Source organism: Paraburkholderia sp. BL25I1N1 (assembly GCF_003002025.1).
Classification (GTDB): Bacteria; Pseudomonadota; Gammaproteobacteria; order Burkholderiales; family Burkholderiaceae; genus Paraburkholderia.
Genome location: NZ_PVZB01000008.1, coordinates 224843 through 251553 on the forward strand (window position 1 = coordinate 224843; position 26711 = coordinate 251553).

23 protein-coding genes are annotated in these 26711 nt (G+C 57.6%); 1 reads left to right on the forward strand and 22 read right to left on the reverse strand.

Annotation, left to right across the window (positions count from 1 at the left end; all coding sequences use genetic code 11):
- Positions 1-257: 257 nt before the first annotated feature.
- The 17 genes from B0G73_RS14415 to B0G73_RS14495 form a co-directional block, all read right to left on the reverse strand.
- Entirely contained in the window at positions 258-1373 is a 1116-nt protein-coding gene (locus tag B0G73_RS14415) for an alcohol dehydrogenase catalytic domain-containing protein (RefSeq protein ID WP_106281769.1), read from the reverse strand.
- 115 nt (positions 1374-1488) lie between these two features.
- Entirely contained in the window at positions 1489-2196 is a 708-nt protein-coding gene (locus B0G73_RS14420) for a GntR family transcriptional regulator (protein ID WP_181196549.1), read from the reverse strand.
- A gap of 74 nt (positions 2197-2270) precedes the next feature.
- Positions 2271-3233: a VOC family protein gene (locus tag B0G73_RS14425; RefSeq protein ID WP_106281774.1), complete on the reverse strand. Its 963-nt coding sequence runs from the start codon at positions 3231-3233 to the stop codon at positions 2271-2273.
- 94 nt (positions 3234-3327) lie between these two features.
- The gene (locus B0G73_RS14430) at positions 3328-3642 is read right to left on the reverse strand and encodes an NIPSNAP family protein (protein WP_106281776.1); all 315 of its coding nucleotides are present in this window, start codon (positions 3640-3642) and stop codon (positions 3328-3330) included.
- Complete coding sequence (gene dapA / locus B0G73_RS14435; protein ID WP_106281778.1) at positions 3639-4553, reverse strand: 4-hydroxy-tetrahydrodipicolinate synthase; 915 nt, start codon at positions 4551-4553, stop codon at positions 3639-3641. Before dapA ends, B0G73_RS14430 begins: the two co-directional genes overlap by 4 nt.
- A gap of 122 nt (positions 4554-4675) precedes the next feature.
- Complete coding sequence (locus tag B0G73_RS14440; RefSeq protein WP_219907275.1) at positions 4676-5422, reverse strand: SDR family oxidoreductase; 747 nt, start codon at positions 5420-5422, stop codon at positions 4676-4678.
- Positions 5419-7176 (reverse strand): acetolactate synthase catalytic subunit, encoded by a 1758-nt coding sequence (locus B0G73_RS14445; protein WP_106281896.1) that lies wholly within the window; start codon positions 7174-7176, stop codon positions 5419-5421. The genes B0G73_RS14440 and B0G73_RS14445 overlap by 4 nt, the downstream gene beginning before the upstream one ends.
- A 312-nt stretch (positions 7177-7488) precedes the next feature.
- Positions 7489-8823, reverse strand: coding sequence for an MFS transporter (locus tag B0G73_RS14450; protein ID WP_106281780.1), 1335 nt, complete (start codon positions 8821-8823; stop codon positions 7489-7491).
- Positions 8824-9058: 235 nt separating this feature from the next.
- Positions 9059-9928: an alpha/beta fold hydrolase gene (locus B0G73_RS14455; protein ID WP_106281782.1), complete on the reverse strand. Its 870-nt coding sequence runs from the start codon at positions 9926-9928 to the stop codon at positions 9059-9061.
- Between the two features lie 64 nt (positions 9929-9992).
- Positions 9993-11747: an FAD-dependent monooxygenase gene (locus tag B0G73_RS14460; protein WP_106281784.1), complete on the reverse strand. Its 1755-nt coding sequence runs from the start codon at positions 11745-11747 to the stop codon at positions 9993-9995.
- Positions 11748-12061: 314 nt separating this feature from the next.
- A complete protein-coding gene (gene dmpG, locus B0G73_RS14465; protein WP_106281786.1) occupies positions 12062-13096 on the reverse strand; it encodes a 4-hydroxy-2-oxovalerate aldolase in 1035 nt (344 codons plus the stop codon).
- Positions 13093-14046: an acetaldehyde dehydrogenase (acetylating) gene (locus B0G73_RS14470; RefSeq protein WP_106281788.1), complete on the reverse strand. Its 954-nt coding sequence runs from the start codon at positions 14044-14046 to the stop codon at positions 13093-13095. Before B0G73_RS14470 ends, dmpG begins: the two co-directional genes overlap by 4 nt.
- A gap of 10 nt (positions 14047-14056) precedes the next feature.
- Positions 14057-14890, reverse strand: coding sequence for a 2-keto-4-pentenoate hydratase (gene mhpD, locus B0G73_RS14475; protein WP_106281789.1), 834 nt, complete (start codon positions 14888-14890; stop codon positions 14057-14059).
- Positions 14891-14925: 35 nt separating this feature from the next.
- A complete protein-coding gene (locus B0G73_RS14480; RefSeq protein ID WP_106281791.1) occupies positions 14926-15453 on the reverse strand; it encodes a flavin reductase family protein in 528 nt (175 codons plus the stop codon).
- 27 nt (positions 15454-15480) lie between these two features.
- Entirely contained in the window at positions 15481-16359 is an 879-nt protein-coding gene (locus B0G73_RS14485) for an alpha/beta fold hydrolase (RefSeq protein ID WP_106281792.1), read from the reverse strand.
- The gene (locus B0G73_RS14490; protein WP_106281794.1) at positions 16356-17867 is read right to left on the reverse strand and encodes a 4-hydroxyphenylacetate 3-hydroxylase family protein; all 1512 of its coding nucleotides are present in this window, start codon (positions 17865-17867) and stop codon (positions 16356-16358) included. The genes B0G73_RS14485 and B0G73_RS14490 overlap by 4 nt, the downstream gene beginning before the upstream one ends.
- A 29-nt stretch (positions 17868-17896) precedes the next feature.
- Complete coding sequence (locus B0G73_RS14495) at positions 17897-18847, reverse strand: 3-carboxyethylcatechol 2,3-dioxygenase (RefSeq protein WP_106281796.1); 951 nt, start codon at positions 18845-18847, stop codon at positions 17897-17899.
- 471 nt (positions 18848-19318) lie between these two features.
- Here B0G73_RS14495 and B0G73_RS14500 point away from each other — a divergent pair, with 471 nt between their 5' ends.
- Positions 19319-20278: a LysR family transcriptional regulator gene (locus tag B0G73_RS14500; RefSeq protein WP_106281798.1), complete on the forward strand. Its 960-nt coding sequence runs from the start codon at positions 19319-19321 to the stop codon at positions 20276-20278.
- Between the two features lie 115 nt (positions 20279-20393).
- Here B0G73_RS14500 and B0G73_RS14505 read toward each other — a convergent pair whose 3' ends face one another.
- The 5 genes from B0G73_RS14505 to B0G73_RS14530 form a co-directional block, all read right to left on the reverse strand.
- Positions 20394-21464: a porin gene (locus B0G73_RS14505; protein ID WP_106281800.1), complete on the reverse strand. Its 1071-nt coding sequence runs from the start codon at positions 21462-21464 to the stop codon at positions 20394-20396.
- Positions 21465-21641: 177 nt separating this feature from the next.
- Positions 21642-22184: a cupin domain-containing protein gene (locus B0G73_RS14510; RefSeq protein ID WP_258193315.1), complete on the reverse strand. Its 543-nt coding sequence runs from the start codon at positions 22182-22184 to the stop codon at positions 21642-21644.
- Between the two features lie 13 nt (positions 22185-22197).
- A complete protein-coding gene (locus tag B0G73_RS14515; RefSeq protein WP_106281804.1) occupies positions 22198-23313 on the reverse strand; it encodes an alcohol dehydrogenase catalytic domain-containing protein in 1116 nt (371 codons plus the stop codon).
- Between the two features lie 1333 nt (positions 23314-24646).
- Positions 24647-24865 carry a hypothetical protein gene (locus B0G73_RS14525; RefSeq protein ID WP_106281806.1) on the reverse strand — a complete coding sequence of 73 codons (219 nt, stop codon included), beginning with the start codon at positions 24863-24865 and terminating at the stop codon, positions 24647-24649.
- Positions 24866-25045: 180 nt separating this feature from the next.
- Positions 25046-26515 (reverse strand): NAD-dependent succinate-semialdehyde dehydrogenase, encoded by a 1470-nt coding sequence (locus B0G73_RS14530; RefSeq protein WP_106281808.1) that lies wholly within the window; start codon positions 26513-26515, stop codon positions 25046-25048.
- Positions 26516-26711 lie beyond the last annotated feature (196 nt).

Below are 26711 nucleotides of genomic sequence, written 5' to 3' on the forward strand. Positions count from 1 at the left end.
ATGGCTTGCGAGTACGGGCCGATGCTTCTCGGCCGAGTTGCAGCATTCTCTCTCGTGTACATCTCTTGTTTTTGTGAATGCCCCTCGGAGCCAGCGTCGCCCGTCAGCCGTTGGCCTCAGGGCGCTAACTTTACCACCCTGTCCGGTATCTCAAGGCTAGCCTCGACGCTCGCTCTTGGGCGGCCGGGAAGACACCGGCCCGTAGCCAAGCACGAGGCCAGCGTGCCGACGGCGGGCGCCCACCGAGAGCTCGGCCGTTAGTGCTGAGGCTTTACGACAAAGTTGGTGAATCCGCCGTTGCGGCCACCGATTGTGGACAGCGCATCATTGACACGGTCGAGCGGAAAAGCGGTCGTTTCAAAAACCGACAGGTCGAGCAGCCCGCATGCCGCCATATCCGCCATGTCCTGTCCTTGCGCTGCGCTGAACCAGTTCGAACCGTTCCATTGAATCTGCGCCGCCATTAGCTTGAACAGGTTCATCGGAACCAGCTCAGAAACACCACCGACGTTCACCGCTTTCGCACCACGACGTAAGCAATCGAGCGCATCGGTGACAGCCTTCGACGGCGTTCCGGGACCGAGTGTGTCTACGACCGCATCGACGCCTTTGCCTCCAGTACATGCCGCAGCCCAGTCGGCCAGTGACTGACCTGAGGTAGTCGAGAAAATCTCAACTCGTCTGGGCGATAGTTCTTCGACCCGCTGCAGCAGCCTCATGTCACGAGCCACTGCGAGGATTTTGGTCGTCCCGCGAGCCAGTGCAAGCAGAACGGCTCCTAGCCCGAGGGTGCCGGTGGCCCCATTGATGATGACCGTCTGCCCCGGGCCTGCATTTACCCGCGCAAGTGCGGCGTAGGCAGTCCCCAGGTAACCGAAGCGAGCGGCCTGGTCGAAGGTCACTGAGTCAGGCAGACGAACCAGACTCTGTTGCGGAGCCGTCATATATTCGGCGAAGCCGCCGTATGGATAATGGCGTAGCAATTCGTTAGCCTGCGCCGAGAACCCAAAGTAGCCCGAAAAAGCAAAGCGCTCGCAACTCAACGCGTCGTTGGCACGGCAGCTACGACATGCTCCGCATGCGCGCCCCGGATTGACGTAGACCCGGTCGCCTTCCTTGAAATCAAAGACACGCTTACCAACGGCAACAACGACGCCAGCTGGGTCTAGCCCGAAGATGGCCGGAAGTGCTGGCAGCGGGAGGTCTGGGAACCAAATCGGGTAGTTCTTGATTACGTTGCCAAGATTGGGAACAACACCGCATGCTTCGACGCGGACCAGAACCTGGTCTACTTCGGGAGTAGGTACAGGAATCTCGTCAATCTCCATGGGGTTACCAATCTGATGAAGTCGTGCTGCGCGCATCTTTTCCATGTCCTTCGTCTCCTTTCCTCTAAGTGGGACCATTCCGGCGTCGTTACCTGCCGAATGGCATCTGCATACCTCGGGAACAACAAAACAATCATTTCGAGCGAGGATGGGGGGCGCCTCAGGCCGCCAGCCTGTTGAGCACAAGCGTGCAGAAGTTCGCAATGTGTTCTTGCGTCAGTTGGGACGCGCGTTGTCCTGAGCCGGAATCAATCGCGTCAATCATCTCCAAATGTTCGGCGACGGCGCCTTCCAGGTGGTCGGCGAAGGCGTCGGCTTGAGCCAGGAAAAAGTCAGCCATCTCCCATTGCTGAACAATGAAGCGATGGACCCCTGGCGCGGCAGCGGCCGAATGAATCGTGGAATGAAAATCCCGGTTCAGCACTCGGAATGCTTCTCCGCTGGCCGCTGGCGATTCTTGCAGCATCGCGATTTGCCGGTTGGTCAGGTGCAGGCGGTTGATGTGTTCCGGTGTTTTGCGAGTTGCAGCCAGCTCCGCCATCAATGACTCCATTCTTCCGAACATCAGGAAGAAGTCGGTTATCTCGCTGCTGGTGGGGGTAATGACTTCGCAACCGACCTGAGGTCGGATTTTCACAAAGCCTGCGAGACTCAGCTTCAGCATTGCCGTCATCACGGGCTGTCGGCTCACGCCCGTCTCAGCGCTCAAATCCTTGACAGAGATTCGTTCGCCAAAGCTGTATTGACCCGAGACGAATCTCCTGAGCAGCTCCTGGTAGACCCATTCGGCCCGGCGCTCTGGCTGGGCTGAGAGGTCTGTTTCCCCGTATATGCGCCGCAGGCGGCTGTCGTCGGAGGCTATGGCCATGTCAACCTTCATAAGAGTGGCGCGTACACGTGACGGTTTCGAACATTGAGCGGCTAGATGACCCGAATGAGAAGTCAGGTAGGCGACGCGTCGTACAAGCCGTCGATAACGTGGACGGGAGCGCGTGCACCGTTTCTCGCCGCGGCGAAGCGGATTTGCCTTGCCTCTTCCTGCTTCTCGGGCGGCAACCAGTCGCGGTCGTGTCCCCACAGGCTAGGGCCATGCACCACCTCGTAGGGCTTCCAGGTGTCGACATCGACGCTGAGGCCGCCCCAGCCACACTCCACCAGAAAACCGGAGGGGCTTCTCGCATAGAAGGAGACAACCTGGTCGTTGGTGTGCCGACCGATGGTCGTAGCAATTCGCCCTTCGTCTACCAGAGCCAGGTCGTAAGCCTGTCCAACGTCGTCAAGGCTCAACGTCTCGAACATGAGGTGGTGAATGCCGGGCGTCCCCATCTGGAGAATCGCGAGGCTGTGATGGCGTTGATTCAGGTGCAAGAAAAAAGCCTTGAATGGCCGCTCGAAGTAATCACTCAGCCGGAAACCGAGGACTTCACGGTAGAAGGCAAGCACCGCAGTTGCGTCGGGCACCATCAACACCGCATGTCCAATGCCCATGTCGCCGGTCCGGAACCCTGACATCGTGCGACCCGGGATGAATGGTTCGGAAGCGACACCAAGACCGTAAAAAGCTTCCAGCCGATTCCCTACCGGGTCAGAGAACACAATTAGGTCCGTCACCCGACGCTGTTCACATAGTTCATTCGAGCCATGCCGAACACTCACTCCCGCGCGCTCAAGCCGCGCCGCGAGGGCATCAAGCGCAACCGCGCCATCCACCTCCCAACCCATATGCGAAAGTCCGTTATGGCTGGCTTCGGCGACCGTCAATCGCTGCTGTGCGCCATCCATCCTGAAGCTCAGGGCCTGACCATCGCTCTTGGCAGCCTGCATGCCGAGAAACGAAGTTCCGTATTTTCTCCAACCTTCAACATCGGTTGTATTAACGCCTAGGTATCCTAATGATTTAAGCATCGTTTCACTCCTGATATTCCGATATTCGACTCGGCGCCGCCGCATGCGGAGCGGCGCGCTCGCCGAAATTACCTCGCGATGGCTTCTCGAACAGTCAGACCTTTGGCGAGAATGCTGTCGGCAAAAGCAGTTTGCTTTCCTGCTTGACAATCATGTGCATTGTCGACTTCGACGGATTCAGCCACTCCGGGTCGGACCACAATGCCGCGCGCCGCGCGGCGCGGTCTTCGAAAGTCTCGTACGCCCACAACTGAACCACCTGATTAAGTTCGCCAGTGTCAGCCGTGTAATAGCCAAGCAGCTTCCCCAAGTGTTTCTGTTGAATCGGAAATCTCTCTTTCTCGAAATACGGCAACCATTCACGGAGCTTGCCCGGCTGGAAGGTATACGTTCTCATTTCGACAATCATTGCAAACTCCCGCTTTTTGAGTTCGTTTCGCTGAACACCCCGGCTTGCTCCATCGCATCAAGCAAGATTGCATGTGAGCCGTCGGACAGTTCAGTAATAGGTAACCGGCAGGCTGGCGAGGACCGCCCGAGCCTCGCCAATGCCCATTTAGTTGGTGCCGGACTGTTTTCAACAAACAGGGCACTGTGTAAAGGGAGCAACTTCAAATGGAGCGTTGCGGCGTCTTTGGCATTTCCGCTTCGAGCAAGAGCGCTGACTCGCGCAGCAGCAGCCGGAACCACGTTCGCGCTCACGCTGATAGTGCCGTCGCCACCTAGCAACATCAGCGGCACGGAGGTGGCGTCATCGCCGGAGACGACTTTGAATCCCTCCGGACGCAAGCGCAGCAACATACCGCCGCGTTCCAGGTTGGCCGTTGCATCTTTCAGCCCGATGATTCCCGGGACTTGCGCAAGGCGCATAGTCGTTCCGACGTCGAGGTCAGTGCCTGTCCTGCTCGGCACGTTGTAAAGCATCATCGGCAGGTCAACGGATTCTGCGACCGTGGCGAAATGCCTATAAAGCCCTTCCTGCGACGGCCGCACGTAGTACGGCGTAACCTGCAACGTTGCATCCGCGCCTACGTCTTTCGCCATTGAGGTCAGTTCGATTGCTTCGCGCGTGGAATTCGACCCAGCTCCGACCATAACTGGACACCTGAGCGCCACACGACTAACTGCGAACTCAGACACGGCCCGATGTTCTTCGAAGGATAGCGTGGACGCTTCGCCCGTCGTTCCCGCCACGCATATTGCGTCGGTCCCGCTTTCGATGTGCCAGTCGATGAGAGACCCAAACGACTCGTAGTCAATTGAGCCATCCTCGTGCATTGGAGTCACGATAGCGACGATGCTGCCGACGAAACCTTTCATCTTGTCGTTGACCTTTCGTTTGACGATGCTCTTGCACCCGGCGTCGAAGCATTTGCCACGACGCCGGTCACCAGCCGAAGAACGAACGCGGATGGATGCGACAGCGCCTGCCGCTCGTCCAGTCACGCGGCTCCGTACGCCCCGTTCCAGACCGGCGAGATAACGAGTTCGTTGATACAGACGTGTGCAGGCATGCTGACCACGTATCGCACTGCAGACGCTATATCGGCCGGCTGGAGCATCCGGCGAAGCTCGATGTCAGTCGGGGGTACTTTGCGACGCAGCATTGCAGGGGTTGCGACCTCCGCCGGACAAAGGGCGCAAGCACGAACACCGTTGCGGAACTCCGATGCGTTCAAACTCGTCGTCATCGCTACTACCGCCGCTTTTGCGGCCGAGTACGCAGGCCCTGGTTTCGCAGAAATGAACCGACCAGCCCAAGAACTGATGTTAACAACGAGGCCATCGGAATGCTCTCGCATTCCTGGCAGCACCGCGTCGATGGTGTAGAAGACACCATTTAAGTTGATGTTGGTGACACGGTCAAAATCCTCGACCGAGACTTCGCCCCATGCGCGAGCGCCGATGTTCATACCCGCATTGGCGACAAGAACACTGATTCTTCCGTACTCGGACGAAATGCGCTTCGCTGCAGCTGCTACATCGGCTGCGACGGTTACGTCGACCGCGACTGCAGCAGCATTCGGTCCAATTTTGTGAAGCTCTGCGAGTGCCTCGGAGAGCCCTTGCTCTCCGCGCGCCGAAATGACCACAAAGTGCCCGTCGCTGAGCAGGGCCTTCGCTGCCGCGAGCCCAATTCCGCTCGACGCGCCCGTAACCCAGCAAACCTTGCGTTCTTCAATTGTCATGACAGACCTACCTCAGGGAAATCGCGTGCTGCCGGATTGCTGTCACCAGAAAACAGAGACAGCGGCGGAAACGCGTTCGAATCCGTAATGATGTCGAGTACGGCGGGACCGTTGAAGGCGATAGCACGCTCCAGTGCTGCCGCGATGTCCTTCGGGTCTTCGACACGTTCGCCGAAGCAACCAGTCGCCCGTGCAATTGCTGCGTGGTCCACGCTGCCGAAGCTGCAGGCATCCGTGTGCATGCCGTAGTGGACGTTTTCCGCATGGAATTCGTATCCAAGAATGCTGTTGTTCAGCACAATCAGGATGACCGGCAGCCCCATCCGCCGCGCGCTCTCAAGCTCCGACCAGCAGTGGCCAAACCCACCATCGCCTTCTAGCGCGAACACACGTGCGCCTGGCACTGCTGCCTTGGCGCCAATGGCCATTGGAAAGCCCCAGCCCAAGCCCGCAAGTCCGCGCGGCGTAAGGAACCGGGCACCGTTCTTCCGTGCGGTCAGGAACGTGTTGGCCCAGTTTGTCGAATAGCTAGCATCGGCAACAACGATGTCGTCCGGACGAATCAGCTTGTCGAGTTCGAACATGATGGCTTCAGGTCGGATGGCACCGGGCCGTCCTGCGCTGATTTGGGCGCGTTCCTTCGCGACTTCGGCGCGAGCATGCTGAATTTCACTGGAAAGTGTCAGATGGCGCTTACCGGCGAACGGTAACTCGAGTTTCTTGAGTTCATCCGTCAACGCTTCGAGGGTCAGTTTGACGTCGCCCATCAATCGGGTAGTTTCGTACGTCCGCCCGATTTCCTGCGGGTCAATATCGATGTGGACCAGTTTTGCGGACGTAGGGATGGCTTTCCAGGAGTCAGTGCCGTTCTGGTTAGTGCGTGTGCCGGCGAGAATGACCAGGTCTGCGTCCGCAAGCATCGTCCCCAAGTGGCGCGGCATAGTTCCGGCGCCCGTGCAATTGCCAAACACGCCCAGCGACAACGGCGAGGTTTCGTCCATGACCCCTTTGCCCATGTTCGTCGTCGCAACGGGAATCGCTGCCAGTTCGCTCAGTTGGGCCAGTGCCTCGCTCGCACCCGACAGATGAACTCCACCACCTGCAAGCACGTACGGTCGCCTCGAGGCTGCAATCATTTTTGCGACTTCACCAACCGCGTCCGAAGACGGCTGGTAGCGGTCGAGAGGAAACCGACCAAGGCTGGCGGTCCGATTGCTGGAAGCAGCTGGCTTCCTCAACAGGTCCATCGGCAAAATCAGGACAGCAGGGCCAGGCCGGCCGCTCGTTGCAGCAGTGAAAGCAGCATCGACGTAGTCGTCGATTCGGGTCGCATCGGTCACCCTTCGAACCCATTTCGCGACGGGCCCGAACAGGGCGACATGGTCGAGTTCCTGGAACGCGTTGCGGTCAACCATGCTGGTTGGAACGTCCTGGACAATGGCGACAAGCGGGACCGATGCTTTCAACGCCTCAGCTAGCGGCGCAACGAGCAACGTAGCAGCAGGGCCGTTCTGTGCCGCGACGACGCCAACTTTTCCGGAAATGCGTGCATAGCCATCGGCCATCGCGCCACCCGCATTTTCAGTGCGATAGCTCACTTGACGGATACCGAACTTGTGCGCGACCACAAAGAAGGCAGCTGGAATGCTCTGTCCGAATACATGTGTCACTTCATGCCTGCCCAGTGCGGCAGCAAGGACATCCGCTACCGTTTCGACGCTCGGTGCAGCCTCGACTTCTGCTGCGTCATTCACCTTGTTCTCAATCGCTTCTGTCTGGCTCACTGAATCCTCCGTTTGATACCTATCCGTCGCGCTATTGATGCGACCGTTTGCTCCGCCACCACGCGCTGTCGTACTAGCATGTCAGTGGATAAGCGAAAAAAATAAAGACCTAATGGTCGCCCACCCGGATGGCTCTACCGTATGTAGCAGTCGCATCCCGATACACCTTTACTCATCGCACCCGATACACGATGAATTCGCTGCAGGCCAGTCAACTTGGTCGATGCGGGACTCATTCCAAATCAACTCGCGCCCGCACCGCTTTCACATTAAATCCCGTCGTTACGTCAACCGGGTCTGCGCAATGGCTTCTGTGCGCTTCTGGAAAGCCATCGCCGCGAGCAGCGCTCCGACGGCTGCGAGCAGAGCAATGGCCATGACGCCGCCTGCCAGACTGCCGGTGACTGTCTTGATGTATCCGAGAAGCGGGGGACTCGCAAAGCCCGCGATGTTCCCCAGCATGCTGATGAATGCGATGCCAGCCGGTGCGGCTCTCTTGCTCAGATAGCTCGGCGGAATCGAGAAAATTAACGGCCCACTCGCGCCCGTTCCAAAACTCGCTACCGCAAACGCCGTAAGCATTAACGTCCGGGACTCTGTCGCAAGGGTGCTTGCGATGAGACCAAACGCAATCAGACAGAAACAGAACACAAGATGCCAGCGGCGTTCCCGCAAAGCATCGGAGCTCCAGCTGACAAGAATCGCACCAACGAAACCCATCGCCAGCGGAATCGCTGTAAGGAAACCAACGCTAACCAGCGAGGTAATTCCGCTTTCCTTCACAATGGTCGGAAGCCAGAAGAAGAGCAGATAGTTGCTGCAGGCAGCGGTGAAGAAAAGGAACGCCACCAGGTAGTTGATGGGGTTCGACAGAATCTCTTTCGCGACGCCCTTCGACAGATGCTCATGGACCGGCGCCTCTTCGCTTGCAAGGTCGGCCGCGACAGCCGCCTTCTCTTCTGCCGTCAGCCACTCGGCGTCCTGCGGGCGATTTCTGAGGAAGTAGAGGCAGACAAATCCAAGCGCGCAGGCGGGAATACCTTCGATGAGAAAGACCCAGCGCCAGCCTGCAAGACCCAACGCCCCATCGAATGAGGTAAGAATCCACCCACTCAGAGGTGCGGCAACGGAGCCTGCTACGGCATTTGCCACGAAAATGACAGCGGTGGCTCGCGCCCGCATCCGGAACGGAAACCAGTAGGTGAAGTAGAGAACGATGCCGGGGAGGAAGCCCGCCTCAAACGCACCCAGCAGAAGTCGCAGCGTAATGAGATGACCGACATTGGTAATGAACGCCGTGACCGCGGTTGCCAAGCCCCACAGAACCATGATTCGTACGAATGTACGGCGCGCACCCCACTTCGCCAGCACCAGATTGCTCGGCACTTCGCAAAAGGCATAGGTGATAAAGAACGCTCCAGCAGCAATACCGTACCAGGTCGCGTTGATACCCAGCGCGTCGCTCATCTGGAGCTTTGTGAAACCGATGTTGATTCGGTCGATGAATGCGAACCCGTAACACACAAACAGCAACGGGATGATTCGAAGCCAAATCTTTCGATATGCACTCCTCTTAATCGAACTCGCTTCAGAGATATTGCCTGCGTATTGCTGCATACCTGCCTCCGTACTTCAATTGTCTCCAGAACCGCTTTTTTTGGCGAGGGGGCGAATATTCAGCGGAGCCATAAATGAGAGCCATGGTCCCGGCTAACTCGCTGGCCGCCATCCCTTTCATACCGATACTACGTGGGCGCCGTTTGCGTGGATAATGCCGTCGGGCTATATGCGTTATCCGCATGCGCGTTATCCGCGTAGACCCTAACCCGCCGTTACGAGCGCCCCATCCCGTCTAGTGCGTCAAGAAATCGAGAACCATGCGATTGAACTTGTCCGCATGCTCCCATTGGGCCCAGTGACCGCACCGGTTGAAGATGTGAAACTCAGCGTTAGGCATGCCCCACAGAAGCCTTAGCCCTACGTCCATCGGAACAAAACGGTCATCACGGCCCCAGATGATGAGCGTGTCCGATTTGACCTCCGACAACCGGTGACCGACGTCCGGAAACTGTTTCGGATTCGCAGCCAGACTTTTAACGAAATTTTCAAGATGGTCTTTGCGGGCAAGCATGTTATCCAGCCGGCCCTGGAACAGGTCTTCGGTCAGGCTACTTGCGTCGTAGACAAACACGTTCATCATCTTCTTGAGATTCTCAATCGTCGGTTCACGATAGAGACCCTGAAGTAGCTTGATGCCTTCAGTCGGCATTGGAACGAATTGGCTCGGCCCTCCCGTTCCTCCGCCCATCAGGACGAGTTTTCCTACGCGCGCCGGATTCGCAAGCGCGAACGCGACTGCTGCGTGGGCTCCCATCGAATTACCGATGATGTGAACCGGCCCCTGCACGTCGATTGCGTCGAGCAGCCCTTTGAGGGCTCGAGCGTTCAATTCCGAGCGCGACCCGGTGCAGACGACTGGGTCACTTTTGCTCCAACCCGGGCAGTCCATCAGGATGACCCGATAGCCGCGTTCGACCAGCGGTTCGAGATTGCGGTTGAAATTAGCCCACCCGCTTGCGCCGGGGCCTGAGCCGTGGAGCATGACGACGGTCTCACGACCTTGGCCCATGTCGTTGTAGTGAATCTGGAGGTCGAGGTCGCCCTCTTTGACGCGAACAAGCTTACTTGTTCCCGCTTCGGTCAATTGGCTTTGCGTGCCCATAGTCGGTTCCTTTCTCCTAGGTACTTCAACATCGGTCTCGAGACATCAGGACCGAAGCGTCCGGTCAGTGGTTTGCCAGCACATGAGACAAGGCAGACGTCAGGAGCTCCCGCGCCATACCTACATCAAAGACGTTCTCGGTCTGCCGCCATGCGATGTATCCGTCCGGGCGAACGAGAAGCGCGCCAGCCTCAGCGATTTCGCGCTGACGTTGCCAGTCGCAATACGGGTCTTCCGAGCCTTTGGCACCAGTCACGACAGTTCGCAGAAATGGCAAACCCAGAGCTTCCGCTGCTTTTGCCCATGCGCCCCCAGACAATCCGGTTACGAGGGAGAACTTGCCCTTACCTGTGACGTCAAGCGTCGAAATCCGAATTCCATGCTTGTCGATTAGCCACGCATGCGGAATCTTTGCCCCGGGTCGCGTTGTTGCCTGCAGGTAAAGCTCCTTGTCCTGTTTCCACTCCTCGGGACCAAGTTGCGGGTCGGGAACGACTGCAGTCGAGGCGTAGCGCTGATTCATCTCGACGCCTTGCGCGTTGAATTCGCGATTCTTGAGGTCCAGACCTTCCTGAACCGCCTGACGCGCCCGAGCACCTTCGGGGCCGGGGTCCTTGAATCGAGCGATGCCAGCGGCCACCGGATTTTCCGCGCCTTCAACACTGAAGACTGCTTTGAGAGGTGCAAAGTCCAGTCGCGACTGGTTTGCTCGCAACACAATCTGCTTGCCAACGGGCGCACGCTCGTCGGAGTAGGTATCGAGGAGGCGCTCGCCTGCATAGCCCTTCAGAACATAGGCCAGCTTCCATGCGAGATTGAACGCATCCTGAACGCAGGTGTTCAGACCAAGGCCGCTCGATGGGGGATGCCGGTGGGTCGCGTCGCCACCGGCGAACACGCGCCCCTTCGAATACGTCGTCGCGTAGGCCTGGTTCACATACCATGTGGACTTCCGGACAACCTCAACCTCGAGGTTCGGGTCACCAACGAGAACCCGAATCTTGCCGAGAACGGTTTCGTCACTCAGGTCCGGCTCGCCTTTTGAGATGTCGAAACCCCAACCGGCAATCCATTGGGTCCAAGGCTTCACCGCACGGAGCAATCCCAAACCGATTTCGCCGAAGCTAGCATCCGGGCTCACAATCCAATGCAGGATGCTCGGGCGATGCTTCGCATATCGAGTGAGGTCCGCATTGAAAATGACGTAGGCGGTTCCCGCTCGTGCCATCTCGCCTTCGATTTTCAGTCCGATTTCATCGACAATCTTCGAACGGGCTCCGTCGGCACCGACCAGGTATTTGGCACGCATCGAATATTCGCGGCCATTGAGGCGGTCCTGCAACTTTACGGTTACGCCGCTCTCATCCTGCTCGTGCGAGAGGTACTCCGTGTTCGCCGAGTAGGTGACGCCGCGATGCGCAGCATTCTTGAAAAGAACCGGCTCCACGTTCGGCTGCGTTATATCAACCATTCCGCAGGGGCTACCCTTGAGATAGTCTCCTCTGCGCGCGTCGCCCGTGCCCCACGAGCGCAGACGAACCAGTTCTTCGCCGGCCAGACTGGTGGCAATGAGGCTGTCGCCCATTTCGTCCCACGGCGTGGCATAGCGAAGCACGTCTTCCTCGATTCCGAGGTCCCGATACACTTCCATCGTGCGCTGGTTGGTGATGTGCGCGCGTGGTGTATCAGCAACCCAATTGAACCGCGAGACCATGTGTGCGCGTGCCCCGTACGTCGCCAATGCCAACGCGGTCGTGACACCCATCGGGCCAGAGCCGACAACGATGACGTCAGTGTCAAATTCAGTGGTGTTTTCCATGATGGATTTCCAGACTTCTAATATTCAATCAAACAGCATCCAGGGTCTCGGGCTGCGGCTGCACGTCTATACATGCACCCATCTGCAGCTTCGCGACTCCAGGTTTGATACGGTCGATTAAGACGAAGCCGTAATCCACGAATAGCAACGGATTGGAGCGCCAGATTTCTCAGCAAGCTCACTTTGCCGAGCACGCTCATCCCGGAATTTGACGCGATATAGCGATACATGTCTGCCTCCAATCTGGATGGGCTGAACCCTTAATTTCTTTGTCGCCGGACCGTCACGACCCGGCGTGTACCTTCGCTTTATCGTCAAACTGTCTGTTGCTGTCGCTGCACCAGGTCGAGCGCAACGTCGACAATCATGTCTTCCTGGCCGCCGACCATCTTTCGCTTGCCAAGCTCGATGAGAATGGTCCGCGTATCGAGACCGTATTGCTTAGCGGCAGTTTCGGCATGACGCAGGAAGCTCGAGTAGACGCCGGCGTAACCAAGGCTCAGAGTTTCGCGGTCCACGCGGACCGGGCGGTCCTGCAATGGGCGCACCAGTTCTTCAGCAGCATCCATCAGCGCAAACAAGTCTGTGCCGTGCTCCCAGCCATATACGTCGGCCGCCGCGATGAACACTTCGAGGGGAGCGTTTCCGGCACCGGCCCCCATACCTGCCAGACTTGCGTCGACGCGGATAGCGCCGTTCTGGACCGCGGCAATCGAATTGGCCACGCCAAGCGACAGATTGTGGTGAGCGTGAATGCCGCGTTCGGTGTCAGGCTTGAGCACTTCGTCGTAAGCCCGAAAGCGTGCGGTCACATCATCCATCGTCATCGCGCCACCGGAGTCGGTCACGTAGACGCAGTGAGCGCCGTACGATTCCATGAGCTTCGCCTGCTGGGCGAGCTTGGCTGGTTCGAGCATGTGCGACATCATCAGAAAGCCCGAAACATCCATGCCCAGTTCGCGGGCGTACTCGATGTGCTGCTTCGAAACGTCTGCTTCCGTGCAATGCGTCGCGACTCGAACGGAGCGCACGCCGGATTCATATGCTCGCTTGAGGTCGTGCGTCGTGCCGATGCCAGGAATGAGCAGCGTGGTCAGCTTGGCATGAGTGATGACCTCAGCGGTTGCCTCAATCCATGCCCAATCCGTGCAAGCGCCAAAGCCATAGTTGAAGCTCGAGCCAGCGAGACCGTCGCCGTGAGCAACTTCAATCGCATCTACTTTCGCTGCGTCAAGCGCACGAGCGATTGCACGGACATGGTCGAGGCTGTATTGATGGCGAATCGCGTGCATGCCATCCCGCAGCGTCACATCCTGGATATACAGCTTGGATTTGATTTCATTGCTCATACGGCCTCCGCTGCGGTGCTTTCGAGTTTCTGGCGACGGACAATGCTCTCAGCCGTGGCCAATGCCGCCGACGTCATGATGTCCAGGTTGCCCGCATATGCGGGCAGGTAGTGGGCAGCGCCTTCGACTTCAAGGAACACGGTGACCTTCATCCCAGTGAAGGAGCGGTCCATTTCCGCGATGAAAAGCGGGTTTTCGTCGGTGTAGTGCTGGAACTGGACCTTTTGCTTCATCCGGTAGCCAGGAACGTATGACTTGACCTTCGCGACGGTCGCTTCAATTGACGCAGTGACCGCGGCTTCATCCGTGCTTTCGCAAAGGCAATAAACGGTGTCGCGCATGATGAGCGGCGGCTCAGCGGGATTCAGCACGATGATTGCCTTGCCGCGCTTTGCACCACCGACCTTCTCGATTGCTTGCGAAGTTGTCTCGGTAAACTCGTCAATGTTGGCGCGAGTGCCCGGACCAGCGGAGCGCGACGAAATCGATGCAACGATTTCTGCGTACGGAACATTCGCGACCTGGCTGACTGCCGCAACGATTGGAATCGTGGCCTGGCCACCGCACGTGACCATATTGACGTTCGGAGCATCAAGGTTCTGCTCACCATTCACGCACGGCACCGTGAAGGGACCAATCGCTGCCGGTGTGAGGTCGATAACGCGCTTGCCGAACGACTGCAGTACGGCATCATGCTTCTTGTGTGCGCCAGCCGACGTCGCGTCGAAGACGATTTTGATTTCGTCGAAATTCGGCAGACGCGTCAGGCCGTCGATGCCTTCAGCGGTGATGGGCACACCCATGCGCTCGGCACGCTTCAGGCCGTCGGACTCCGGGTCAATGCCGACAAACGCGCCCATTTCGAGAACGTCGGACAGGCGAAGCACCTTAATCATCAGGTCAGTGCCGATATTGCCGGAACCGATGATGGCTACCTTGGTTTTGGACATTGGAGACCTCTTAAACGAATTTCGCCGTGACTTCGCCGAGTCCGGACAATTGAGCGACAAACGTGTCACCAGCGGTAACTGGAACCATCGGGCCCAGTGCGCCGGTCAACACGACGTCACCGGCTCTGAGGGGGCGGCCACGGCTGGCAATTTCACCCGCAAGCCACACTGCCGCGTTCAGCGGATGGCCAAGGCAAGCTGCGCCACTGCCTGTCGAAACGACGTTCGGACCGGTCGTCACGCCATCATGGTCGCGGCGCATGGTCATTTGGAGGCCACGCAAGTCCAGGTCTTGAATACGGCGGGCGGGGCCGCCGAGTACGAACAGTCCAGACGACGCGTTGTCGGCTACGGTGTCAAAAAAGCGGATGTCCCAGTTGGCAATCCGACTGCCGACGATTTCGAGCGCAGGTACAACATAGGCGGTCGCGCGAATCAAATCGGCAAGCGTCGGTGATTCGATGTCGAGGTCCTCGGCCAGAATGAGTGCGACTTCTGCTTCAATCTTGGGCTGATGAAGGCGGCTAACTGCGATGGGTTCGCCTTCGCCTGCGGCCATATCGGCAAACAGCATTCCGAAGTCCGGCTGGTCTACGCCCAACTGCGCCTGTACGACCTTTGACGTCAGTCCGATTTTTCGACCGACCAGACGGCGCCCCTGAGCCTCGAAGAACTTCGTGTTCGCATCCTGAATGGCGTACGCCGTGTCGACATCGTCCGACGTTACGCGCGAGCGCAGCGGAGCAATGGTTTGCCCGGTTTCGTAGCAGTTGCGCAGTTCGGCGGCCAGCGCCTCGATACTCGCTGCATTGCCAGTTGGGCGGTCGATGGTTGCATCAGACATGAAAACCTCTTTTGATTACTCGTGTCGCTGAAGGGTTAGCAGATGGGGTCGACTTCAAGCGGGTGATAGCAGCCGCGCCAATGGACCAGCGGGGACTTGTCTGCCACGCGCGTGCGCATCACGCGTCCCACGAAGATGGTGTGGTCACCGGCTTCGATTTGCCGCTCAAGACTGCATTCAATCCACCCGAGGCAACCGGCGACGAGAGGGAGTCCTTCGAGTCCCACCGATGATTCGACTTGAGAAAATCGGTCAATCGGTTTGCAGAAGATGCGCGAGACGGCTTCCTGGTCGGATGCGAGGATGTTGACCGCAAAGTACTTTGCCTGACTGAAGATGGGATACGAGTACGACTTAGTCGTCAGACTCCACTGGATGAGTGGCGGGTCGAGGGACAACGATGAGAACGAGCTGACCGTCGCGCCATACGGTTTGCTCTGCGCGTCCACCGCCGAAATCACAGTGATGCCGGTCGCGAAATGACCCAACGCGTGGCGAAATGCATTACCAGTCGCGTTGGAGTCTGACGTCGATGCGTCAGCGGCTCGATTGGTGTCTGACATGATTCAGTCCTCGTTCTCGGGCGTTGCTCACTTGTCCAGCAGGAAGTCGATGTGGAGACGATTGAACAGCTCCGCATCTTCGAACTGCGGCCAGTGACCGCACTCGTTCATCACGACGTACTTGCAGTTCGGAATCATTTCCGAGATTTCCTTGCCCTCGGCCGGCGTGGCCGTCGGGTCATGCGAAGTCCACACCACGAGCGACGGTGCCTTGATTGACCGGTACTGCTCTTCGGTAATCATGTTCGGGCGACGGATTTCCATCTCCTGGAGGCACATGATTCGTTTCATCGTGTCGGCGAAACCTGGTTGCGCGTAGATAGTGCGACGCGTCTCGATGAGGTCATCACTGACCATGCTCTTGTCGCACATCAGGAATTCGAGACGGGTCTTGATGCGTTCCCAGCTCGGGTCTTCCGCTGCCTGATTCGACAGGCTCTTCAGGCGCGTCATGACCTCGGGGTGGGCAGTCCACCCGCCTGCGGTGTTCAACACGAGGTGGTCAACGACCTCGGGGTTATGCACTGCGAGGTAGGTCGCGACCCAGCCGCCCAGCGATTCGCCGGTGATGTGTGCACGCTCACGACCCAGCGCCTTCAGCACGGCGAGAACATGGTCCGCGTAGTCCTTCACCTGGTAGTCGATTGCCGACTTGTCAGTCCAACCGTGGCCGAGCATGTCGATAGCCACGACCCAGAAGTGTTCGCCGTGCGGGCCGAAGTTGCGCGAGTAGGCTTCTGCGTGGCCGCCGACGCCGTGAAGACAGAGCAGCAGCGGCTTGTCGGGGCTACCGGACATCATGTATCGCGTCCTGACTCCTCCGGCGTCAATGAAACCTTGGCTGAAAGAAACGCCGCGCAGGTCAGCCCAAACGCTTGAGAAATTGGAGGGGCGGGTATCGCTCACGAGTTCACTTCCGTAGCAAGTTCGTTGTTTGCGGTTGCCAAATCCGGCGCGCCGTCGGGGTCTCCCGCAAGCCCCAGTGCTTTGTCGACAAGCCGCTGCATGTCGGGATTGCGGTTACTGAGATAGTTCAAGGCCAGGTTGCGAACCGGGTCGCCTGCGTAATAGCGTTCGTACTGGACGAGACGCTGGCCGAAGGCTTCCCCTGCGAGGTCCCATGCGAGCTTGAAGAGCTTCACGCGCTCGACCGAAGGCATGCCACCAGCACCCTGGTAGTAAAGTGCGAGGTCTTCGGAGAGTTCAGGGGCGCGGAAGTCCGCGCCGCTTGGCATCAGCATGAAGCCGCCTGCGCCAATCGTTTGAAGGACCTCGACGACTCGCGGATAAGCCGTCGGGAGCATCGTGCGGATTGCCTGCAACGGTGCGAGGCAAGGCCGGACGGTACCCACTTCGGTGGGTTCGGATTCGTACTCGGAGCGCACGAGCGCGCTCTTCACTTGCTCGATGTATCCGAGCAATTCGCCCAACATCTGCTGAACGTGCAGAAACTGGTCGGCCTTGATGGACTTCGCAACGGCGATAGCGAGACCAACCGAAAACTGCATCTTGACGAGTGCACGCGTGTTGGTCTGATGCGCTGTGTGATTGCGCAAGCCGGTGTGCGTGTACAGTTGATTCGAAAGTTCAACCTGGCGATAGCAGAAGACGCGGTCCCACGGTACGAACACGTTATCGAAGATGAGCAGGGAATCGTTTTCTTCGAAGCGCGTCGACAGCGGATGGTCGTAGCTCTCATGCGCCTCAACGTAGTATGGGTCTCGGGAAATCTGACGCATTCCCTTGACGTCCGTTGGCACCGCAAAAATGAGCGCGTGGTCTTCGTCCCCTGTCTTGAACTGGGGCAGGTTGTACATAATCATTTCGTCCGACACCGGGCCCAGCGTAGCAATCATCCGCGCACCGCTGACGTAAATGCCCTCGTCAGTTTCTTTTACGACCCGCAAATGCATGTTGCCGAGTTGGGATGACTGCTTCGAGCGGTCGTTCTGCGGCGTGATAAGCGCATGGCTAAGGAACAGGTCGTTGTCGCGGATGTACTCGTAATACTTCACGATGTTGTCCGCGTACTGCTGGCCACCCTTTGCAAAATCGTGCCGCGCTTCCCAGAACGCCAGCAGCGTGACGTTCATGAAGTCCGGCGAGCGCCCCATCAGACCGAAATTCGTCTCAGCCCAGATGCGATAGGCTTCCCGGCGCTTGCGAAGGTCGGCGGCCGATTTCGCCGGCATGAAAGCGAGACCTGCGCGCTCACCTGTTTCCGGTACGACATAGGTGACTTTGTCCTGCAGTTCCGGGTCATGCTGCGTGTCGTAAAGCGCGGCGAGTTGTTCGACAGCGCCCTTGAAGGCTGGGTGAGTGGTGACATCGTCCACACGTTCACCACGCACCCACACGTCGCGCGGACGATTCTTGAGGCCGTCGATAAACTGCTGACCGGTTCTGATTCCCATGGCTTATCTCCTGAAGTCCCACTAACGCTTTACGCTCGCGGTGTTTTCGATTCGGCAAACATCATTGCCATCCCGGCTATCCAACCCTGGATGGCCTCGTAGTAAAGAAGGTCCGCCTTGTACTCGCCTGCGACGGACAAGGCCGCGAATGCTGCCACCCAGGCAAGGACCTCGGGACCGCCGCGGCCCGCTTTTTCTCGGACTTCTGCAGTGGTCAAGGCATCGAAATCTCTCAGGTTCCCGCCTTGCAACTGGGCTATGAAGTCCTTGTCCCAGTTCGCATCGACCTGCAGGATGCTGGGGTGACCTTCCAGAGCACGAACTCCTGCGGCTCTAACGCGCTCTTCCCTTGCATGCCGCATTTCCCGAGTGGGGTTGCGTCCATCAATAAGACGAGCCTTAACATCGTCCGGTGCCGAAACGATGCTCGGTGTCGGCGGGTCATGTGACAGGCCGCCCGAGGCAGAAAAGAGAACGCGCTTGCCGGTAGCTGCCGCGAATCGACCGACAGCTTCGCCAAGAAGCCGAGCGCGCTTGAATGTTGGAAGAGGCGGCGCTGCGCAGTTGATGAAAATTGGAATGCAGGGATATTTCGCAAAGGAACCAAACATCTCTTCCCAGATTTGTACGAACCCGTGGTCCACTTCCATTTGGTATGACACTGCTACGTCGAGACCGTCATTCAGCAGCGCCTCGCTAAGCTGCAGGGCCTCCGCTGACGCCACCGGCAGACGGCCGACCGCGGTGTCCCAGTCACCAATCGAGGTCGCATTCACGCCAACGCAGAAGCTCGGCATGACGTCATAGAAAAAACCATTGAAATGGTCCGGCGCAAATTGGATAACGAGGTCCGGATTGAAGTTTTCAGCGCGTTCGGCGAGCTGGCTGAAGCCAGCCTTTACTGCGTCACGGACTTCATCGGTCGTAATTCCGTCCCTCATCAGAGGGGTATGCGATGCGCTCAATACGGCCAGCGGCACGGTTTGTCTCCTATCTATGGCGCTCGTACCTGTCACTGACCCGAGCAGACCTTTTGGTCTGTCTCCATGCGCTGTGGCATATGGTCAATGCTGTGCGTCGAGGCGCATTTCAACGTCTGGCTTGCTCGCCTGTTGAGGCGTTTGCAGCAAGATGCGATGGATTGATAGTAGCGACGTGCTCGTTATTCGAATAATGCGGTTTTTCTATAGTCGACATCCGATTTCTGTTTATCAGTAACAACCCTGATAAATGAGTCCAAACTAAAAATTTCCGAAGCGATATTTCTGCTGAAAACTCTTATACAACGGGGATTTGGAGCGCCACCCCATCGTATGCGTGAACTCAAAGTAGTCGGTTTGTCCGGCTCATGGCAAACCCTGACATGGGTCGCCTCCGCTTTTGCGCCATAATCACTTTATGGATAACAAGCGCCCAGGTTAGTCGCCTGCGGTGTAGCAGGAGACACCCTGATGGACTCGCGACTAATTGAATATTTCCTTCGAGTCGCCGAACTCGGCAGCATCAACAAGGCGGCCACTGACCTGCGCTTGTCGCAGCCAGCGCTGTCGCGACATATCGCGCTTCTGGAACACCAGATTCGCGCGAAGCTGTTCACACGCACGCAAGGTGGTGTGTTGCTGACGGAGGCGGGTACGCTGTTGCTCGAGCGGGCAAGGCCCATCCTTCGACAACTGACAACATTGGTCGAGCAGGTTGGTGACCGCGCCGCAGGGCAGCTGTCCGTCGGCCTGCCTCCTTCGTGGCAATACCTCTTCACATCCGAGTACATTGCGAAGCTTGTCGCGCAATATCCGGGCGTGTCTTTGCGTGTGCACGAAGGTGCAAGTCACGAGTTGAGAGAGGTCATGCATTCTGGCATGCTGGACTTGGCTATCGTGCCTTTTGAGGGTTCGCCGCCGGCGGGCTATGTTCACACGCCCCTTATTCGGGAGCCCCTAATCCTCGTGGCGGCGAAGGATGCACAACTACGCTCTGACCGACCCGTGCCACTGTCACGTCTGGATAATCTGCAACTTGCCCTTCCAGGCAAGCCCAACGTCATTCGCACTCAGATTGAGAATACGCTTTCACGACGAGGTTTTGCTTTCAAAACCAAATTCGAAATTGACGCGATGATGCTAACGATTGACCTAGCGCGCCAAGGCATCGCTGAAACAGTTACACCCTGCTGTGCGATAAGCGGAAATGCACGTTGGGAGGACGCGGTTTCATGGAGTCCGATTCGCGGTATGTACATGACCTGGGCGCTGTGCGAGAACTCCGCCCGCTCTCACTCGCAGGCGGTCCGGGAAGGGCAGCAGCTCATTTTCAAACTGGTGGACGAAATCCTTGGCCGCGGCGTTTGGCTGGGCGCCGAGCGCGCGAGCAAATCTGCGCCGGCCACCACATTGGAAGTTGTAGACGAATAGTGCATCTCCGCGATATGCACTGACGTACCATGGCTCGCCCGACAAACAGAAGGTCCAATGGTGCGTGGCCGCTACGAAGGCGGGCCGCGCACCCGATAAGAAGATGCGTTAGCTCCTAGAACAAAGTCTTCACACCAATACGCAGCACCGTTTGATTCGTGCTTGAAGATGTCGCGAACGTACCGTTGACTGAAGCGAAGGCATCCGCACCTCCACTAGCGCGCTGATAAATTGCATTGACATAGACGTCTGTGCGCTTCGACAACAGATAGTCCAAAGTGACTCCGCCCTGGTTAGAGTGGTTATTCGTCAATTGCTCGTTGCCCTTTGCGTAGATGTAATTTGCGTAGAGAAAGAGGTCTGGCGCGAAGGTGTAGAGCCCGCCCACTTCGTAGGTGTCCACGTGCGCGTTGGTAAAGGTATTCCGCGTGTTCACATAGAGAAAATCGACAGCAAATTTGCCAAAATCGTATCGCCCACCGGCCCCAAAGTTACGTATCCCGGAATGCCCATTGTCAATCCCGTCTTCCTTTGAATAAGTGTAGGCGGCATTCAGCCGGAGGGGACCTGCGACATAGTTGGCCCCAAAACTGGACAGGTTGTTGCTTCCGGTCTGACCGGCGAGGTTACTGAATCCGTACATGGCGCCGAAATCGAAGCCGTCATAATGCTTCGAGGTGAACTTCACCGCATTCGGCGTCGCTTCCCCCCCGGCAATTCTCGTGTAATCGAAAGTCCCCAAAGGGGTACCCAATTTCGCAAATGGACCGCCCGGAAGCTGGTAAAAACTCACGTATGGAATCTCGTGTCCCCATCGCTCAACGGACAGGTTATCGAACATGTAGTCAAACTGCCGTCCCAATGTCACGGTGCCCAAGGACGATGCGATACCGACGTATGATTCCCGACCGGAAAACGCGCCACCTTGGGCGGTACCATTATTGAGGTTCGGCATCGAATCCATAACGAATATGGCCTGTAAGCCACCGCCCAGGTCTTCAATTCCACGAAGCCCGAGAAGGTTCGGTGCCTGAAGGCCCGACGCCATCTGGACAAGCGAGTGACCGCCCGAATTGCTAACGTAGCTGATACCGTTATCAAGAATTCCGAATAGCGTTACAGAGCTTTGCGCCTGCGACACTAGCGGGAACATTGATAGCGCCACGATGAGAATATTTTTTTTCATAGGATAACTATTTAATTATGAAAGCATTGACACGATTCATCCGTGCAACCAGGGCGGCAGGATGGTGTATGCGTGCGAATATTCGTATTCGCGGCCTATCAGGCCGAAGGGATGCGAGGGTCCAAATACCTCATACCGCAAGGAAGCGGCATGAGGAAATCTTGTGCTAACCAGGTCCTAACTAGGTTCCCGGGAGCCTAGCATCACGAAGAGGACCGTCGCGGGGTGAGAGCCAGGATTGCGCCAGGCATGCCTTGTACCCCGTTGCACGACAACGTCATGTGCTTGAAGGTCTTTCGTTTGACCGTCATCGAGTTCAAGACGTATTTTCCCGGACAGCACTACACCATAGTCCAACGTCGGTGTGCGATGCATACCTGGATTTTCAGCCTCAAAGCGCTCGGCGAGACCGGGCAGCTTTTCCATTTGCTCCTGATGCGCGGCCATGCCATCGAACTGGTCGCTCATCATCACGCTGTCAGGCGGAAACGTCACAACGACCACCAGGCTGCCGCTCGGACCCGGAATCCACGAACGGGGGTCCTCACCGCGGTCAGGGAAATCTGCGTCCGCATGCGACTCGCGCCCGTCTGTCGCCCACAGCATGTTCACTTCGAAGCCCGGGATGGACTTGAACGATGCGCACCAAGGCGATGGTCCATCGCTCAGAAAGGTAGAAGCCCCGTCTTTGTCGTTGACGGTGACGATGCGTCGAATCATGGCTACCATCCGATTAAACGAGAGTCGGGTCAATGACGACGTTCGTGAAGCCACCATGACGGTGATTCACTGCCTCGAGCGCATCGTTAATCTGTTCAAGCGAAAATACCTCATGCTCGAAGACCGAGAGGTCGAGAGCACCAGAATCGGCCATCGCTGCCATGTTTTCGCCCTCGGCCGGCGTGAACCACAATGAGCCGATTAGCGATTTTTGCTGGCACATCAGGGGAAACGGCTCGAGCGGAATCGGGTCGGAAACACCGCCGACAGAAACGGCTTTGCCGCCACGCCGCAGTGCCGAAAATGAGTCAAGGACGGCAGTAACCGGCGCCTGCGGGCCGAGCGCCTGAAGCACCACATCGACACCGTAGCCTTCCGTTTCTTCCATCACGATGTCATGCACGCTTCGTTCACCAAGCACAACCGGCCGGATGCGGACCGGGTCCAATTCCTTCAGCTGCGCCAGCAAATCTTTGTTTCTGCCCGTCGCGAAGATTTTTCGGGCGCCCATGCCCAATGCGCAAAGCGTGCCGCCCAGACCTAAGGTGCCAGTCGCTCCGTCGATAATCAGGGTCTGCGAAGCCTCGAGACCTGCTTTCCGAAGACCTGCATATGCAGTGCCGATGTAGCCGAACCGTGCACCCTGCTGGAAGGAGATTGATTCGGGTAGCTTCACAAGGTTCGAAGCGGGTGCGGTCATGAACTCGCCGAAGCCACCGTATGGATAGTCTTCGAAAATTTGCTGCGAGCCCGGCCCGAAGCCGAAATAGCCCTGAAAGGTATATGCCGGGCAGTTAGTGTTGTCGCGTCGTCGGCACGCCGGACAGCTTCCACACGAGAGCCCCGGATTCACATAGACGCGGTCACCGGGTTTCACGCCGTGAACGTGACTGCCCACGCGCTCAACCACGCCGGCGGCATCAAGTCCGTAAATGGCCGGCAGTTTGGGCAGAGGAAGGAAAGGAAACCACTCAGGATAGTGGGCCACTACGTTGTGGAGGTTTGGGACCACACCACATGCCCTGACTCGGACGAGCACGTCGGTCGGGCGCGGCTCAGGGACCGGAATTTCGTCAACTTTGAATTGCTCGCCAACTTTATGTAAACGTGCAGCACGCATCGTTGTCATGTTGTCTCCTTTTAAAATTCGTGTTTACGTTGTCGTAAATCGCTTTATCGAGGTCCGTTCTATGAGACGGCACCTTCGAACACTGCACTAGAGACTTCGTCTGCCTTCGTACGCGTCTGTTCAGCCGGGCAAGACTCCGTCCTACGTCTTTGTCAGGACGTAATTGAGCCGTTCTAGTCCAATGGAAATATTCGCCGCTATGTGGCATCAGCCGGAGTCGCCGCAACGGTCTGTTGGAGGCTAAGTTACCGCAGCGCTATAGGCCGCAGTTATGCAATCGACCTATAGCGGTTATCCAGTGGGCGCGAAGTTGAAAGGGGGCTGTGGTTGCGGGGCCTTGGGGACAAGAGCCGGGCCCGAAGAACCGCGTGGAAGCGGCGGCAGGAGCAGGCTGAAATGGTATTGGTCTAATCATTCGGACATCTTGCACGACCGGCGGCGGCCGAGCTGCAAGCGTCGTCTCGCGGCGTAAGCGCACTACCCCTTAAACCCTTGTTTCATCTTCCTACGTTTGAGCATTCTCTCTGGCGTACATCTCTTGTTTTTGCGAATGCCCCTTGGTGAAGTTGAGCCCCGCCTTATCCTGAGCGAGGCCTTCAGACACGTTCCAGGCATCGTGAGATGCCCCTCGGAGCCAGCGTCGCCCGTCAGCCGTTCGCCTCAGGGCGCTAACTTCGCCACCCTGTCCGGTGTCTCAAGGCTATCCCACAGTACCGATTGTCCCGCGACCGCTGCCGTTGATGTCCGACCAGTCGCGCGGCTGCACCGCGGAACGGGCAGCACTATGTATACCGCGCAACAGGGGTGATGATTTCGCATGGGAAGGACGAGCTCGGAAATGTGGCTGCGAGCAAAGGAGATTTGCCTGCAAAAAAATTTTGAGTCTGCAGCTGACACCCAACGATACGCCTACTCTTGACGAGCGGCATGCGCCAGACGGGCCGCATGCACCGAGTTGGTAAAATCACCATGTATCTTCCGTTCTCGCCCGAGTCGGTCATCTACACGGACTCAAATACGCCTGAGCGAATAGCCGAAGTCTCAGGATACTTTCAGTACCGGTTTCACCCAGCGTTCAGTGCCAACTTCAACGGTGACGCTGGAATACAGCCGCTGGAAAACCAATGTGGTGCGGGGCCTGGAGGCTAAGGTGGCGGACTGGTCTAAGGTCCAGATGCTTGAACGGGTCAAGGAACCCGAGAAGGTGTACCCCATCAACCCATTCGCTTAGCAAACCTGGTGACAGATGCGACATGTCAATGCGGCGTCAGGCCCGCTCTATGTTTCGCTTGACGATAGCCCACGCAATCGACGGCGCAGCGCCTTTCCCGCATTAACCGTGGCTATCGACCCACGCGCGACACCACGCAAGACCTGCTGATTCTGCCTCGTCGTCAGTATCGAATGCGTCGAGCACCCCAGACGCCGCCACGACCTTCGAGTCGCGCATAATTGTGCCGCTGCTGGCGAAGCGCTCCGGTCGCAAGATGTCGTCCTGCTGAAGGATGGCATGGCCCCACAGGGTGTATCCACGGTATTTGTTAGTCTGCATCTGTCGACGGCCTCCTTTGCCACCCGCTACTGCGATTTCACGCGGGTAACGCGGCCATCGCCCACATCGGGCGGCACTCAAGCCCGGCGCTGCAGGAAGCTTCATTACATCAGCGAGCGCATGCCCGCCCTGGACATGCGCTCTCCATCTTCAGGACCTTGGCACCATCGTCTGGGCCGCTTACAGACCGGCGAGGCTGAGATATTTCAAGTTGAGGTACTCTTCGATGCCGTGCGCCGAGCCCTCTCGACCGAGACCACTGTCCTTCACACCACCAAATGGTGCTTCGGCTGTCGTAATGACCCCGGCATTGATTCCAATCATGCCACTTTGAATCGCCCGCGACACGCGGAAAGTACGTGCCAGGTCTCGAGTATAAAAGTAGGCGGCGAGACCAAGTTCCGTCGAGTTCGCCGCCTCGACTGCTTCATGCTCTTCCTTGAAGCGGAACAGTGCAGCGACTGGGCCAAAGGTTTCCTCACGTGCAATTAACATGTCCGGGGTCGCGTCAGCGATGACAGTCGGTTCATAGAATGTGGCGCCGAGCTCATGGCGCTTTCCGCCGAGCAACACGCGGCCACCTTTCGCTTTGGCATCCTCGACTTGCGATTCAACTTTCTCAACCGCAGCCAGGTTAATGAGAGGTCCCTGGTCGGCACCCTCCATTAAACCATTGGCGACCTTCAGCTTCTTGACGCGGTCCGTCAGCCGACGCGCAAACTCATCGTAAATGCCATCCTGCACGTAGAAGCGGTTCGTGCATACGCATGTCTGTCCGCTGTTTCGGAATTTGCCTGCCACAGCTGTCTCGACAGCGAGGTCGAGGTCGGCATCGTCGAAAACGATAGTTGGTGCATTGCCGCCTAGCTCCATCGACAGTTTCTTCATGCTGTCAGCAGATTGCCTATAGAGCAGCTTTCCGACGCGGGTTGAGCCCGTGAACGTTATTTTGCGAACCAACGGATTCCGGGTGAGTTCGGCGCCCACGGCTGCGCCGTCGCCCGTAATGACGTTTACCACGCCTGCTGGGATTCCAGCTTTTTCGGCCAAGACCGCGTAAAGCAGGCCACAGTACGGAGTGAATTCCGATGGCTTGATGACGATAGTGCACCCAGCGGCAAGTGCCGGCGCGACTTTGCGGGAGAGCATCGAGAACGGGAAGTTCCACGGTGAAATCGCCCCCACCACTCCGACAGGCTCGCGCGTCACCAGAATCTGCCTGTCTTTCCACGGCGAAGGGATGATTTCGCCATTGATGCGACGCGCTTCTTCGGCGAACCACTGGATGTAGTCCGCACCGAGCTTCATCTCTCCACGCGCTTCGACGAGGGGCTTCCCTTGCTCAAGCGTCAGCATCGTCGCGAGGATGTCCAGATTGTCTCGGACCAGTTGCGCCATGCGTTGAAGCTTCTCGGCCCGCTCGGCTGCCGTCGTCATTGACCAGGTGAGAAAGGCTTTTTGTGCTGCGTCGACAGCACGGCGCGTCTCAGCACCGGAAGCCCAAGGAATGGTACCGACGCGTGTTCCGGTTGCCGGGTCCTCTACATCATAAGTGCTGCCGTCGTCGGCACCCACCCAGTTCCCTGCAATGTAGTTCGCTTCCTTTAGCCAGCCAGCGACCTTGATGTCATCCAATGTGAACGTGTTCATGGCGTATATCCGTTTTCGGATTCAGGAGCAAGGCTGAGGGGAGCCCATGCCCTGGTTAGAAGGAGGTATCTCTTGCTGTAAAAAATCGTGCATACATGCGCGTGACGCGTGCTGGTTGGAGCATCTCTGATTTAGCAGGACACACTGCTTCTATTGTTTTTGTAGCTATTCCGGAGAGCTCCTTCCCAGCTGTTTG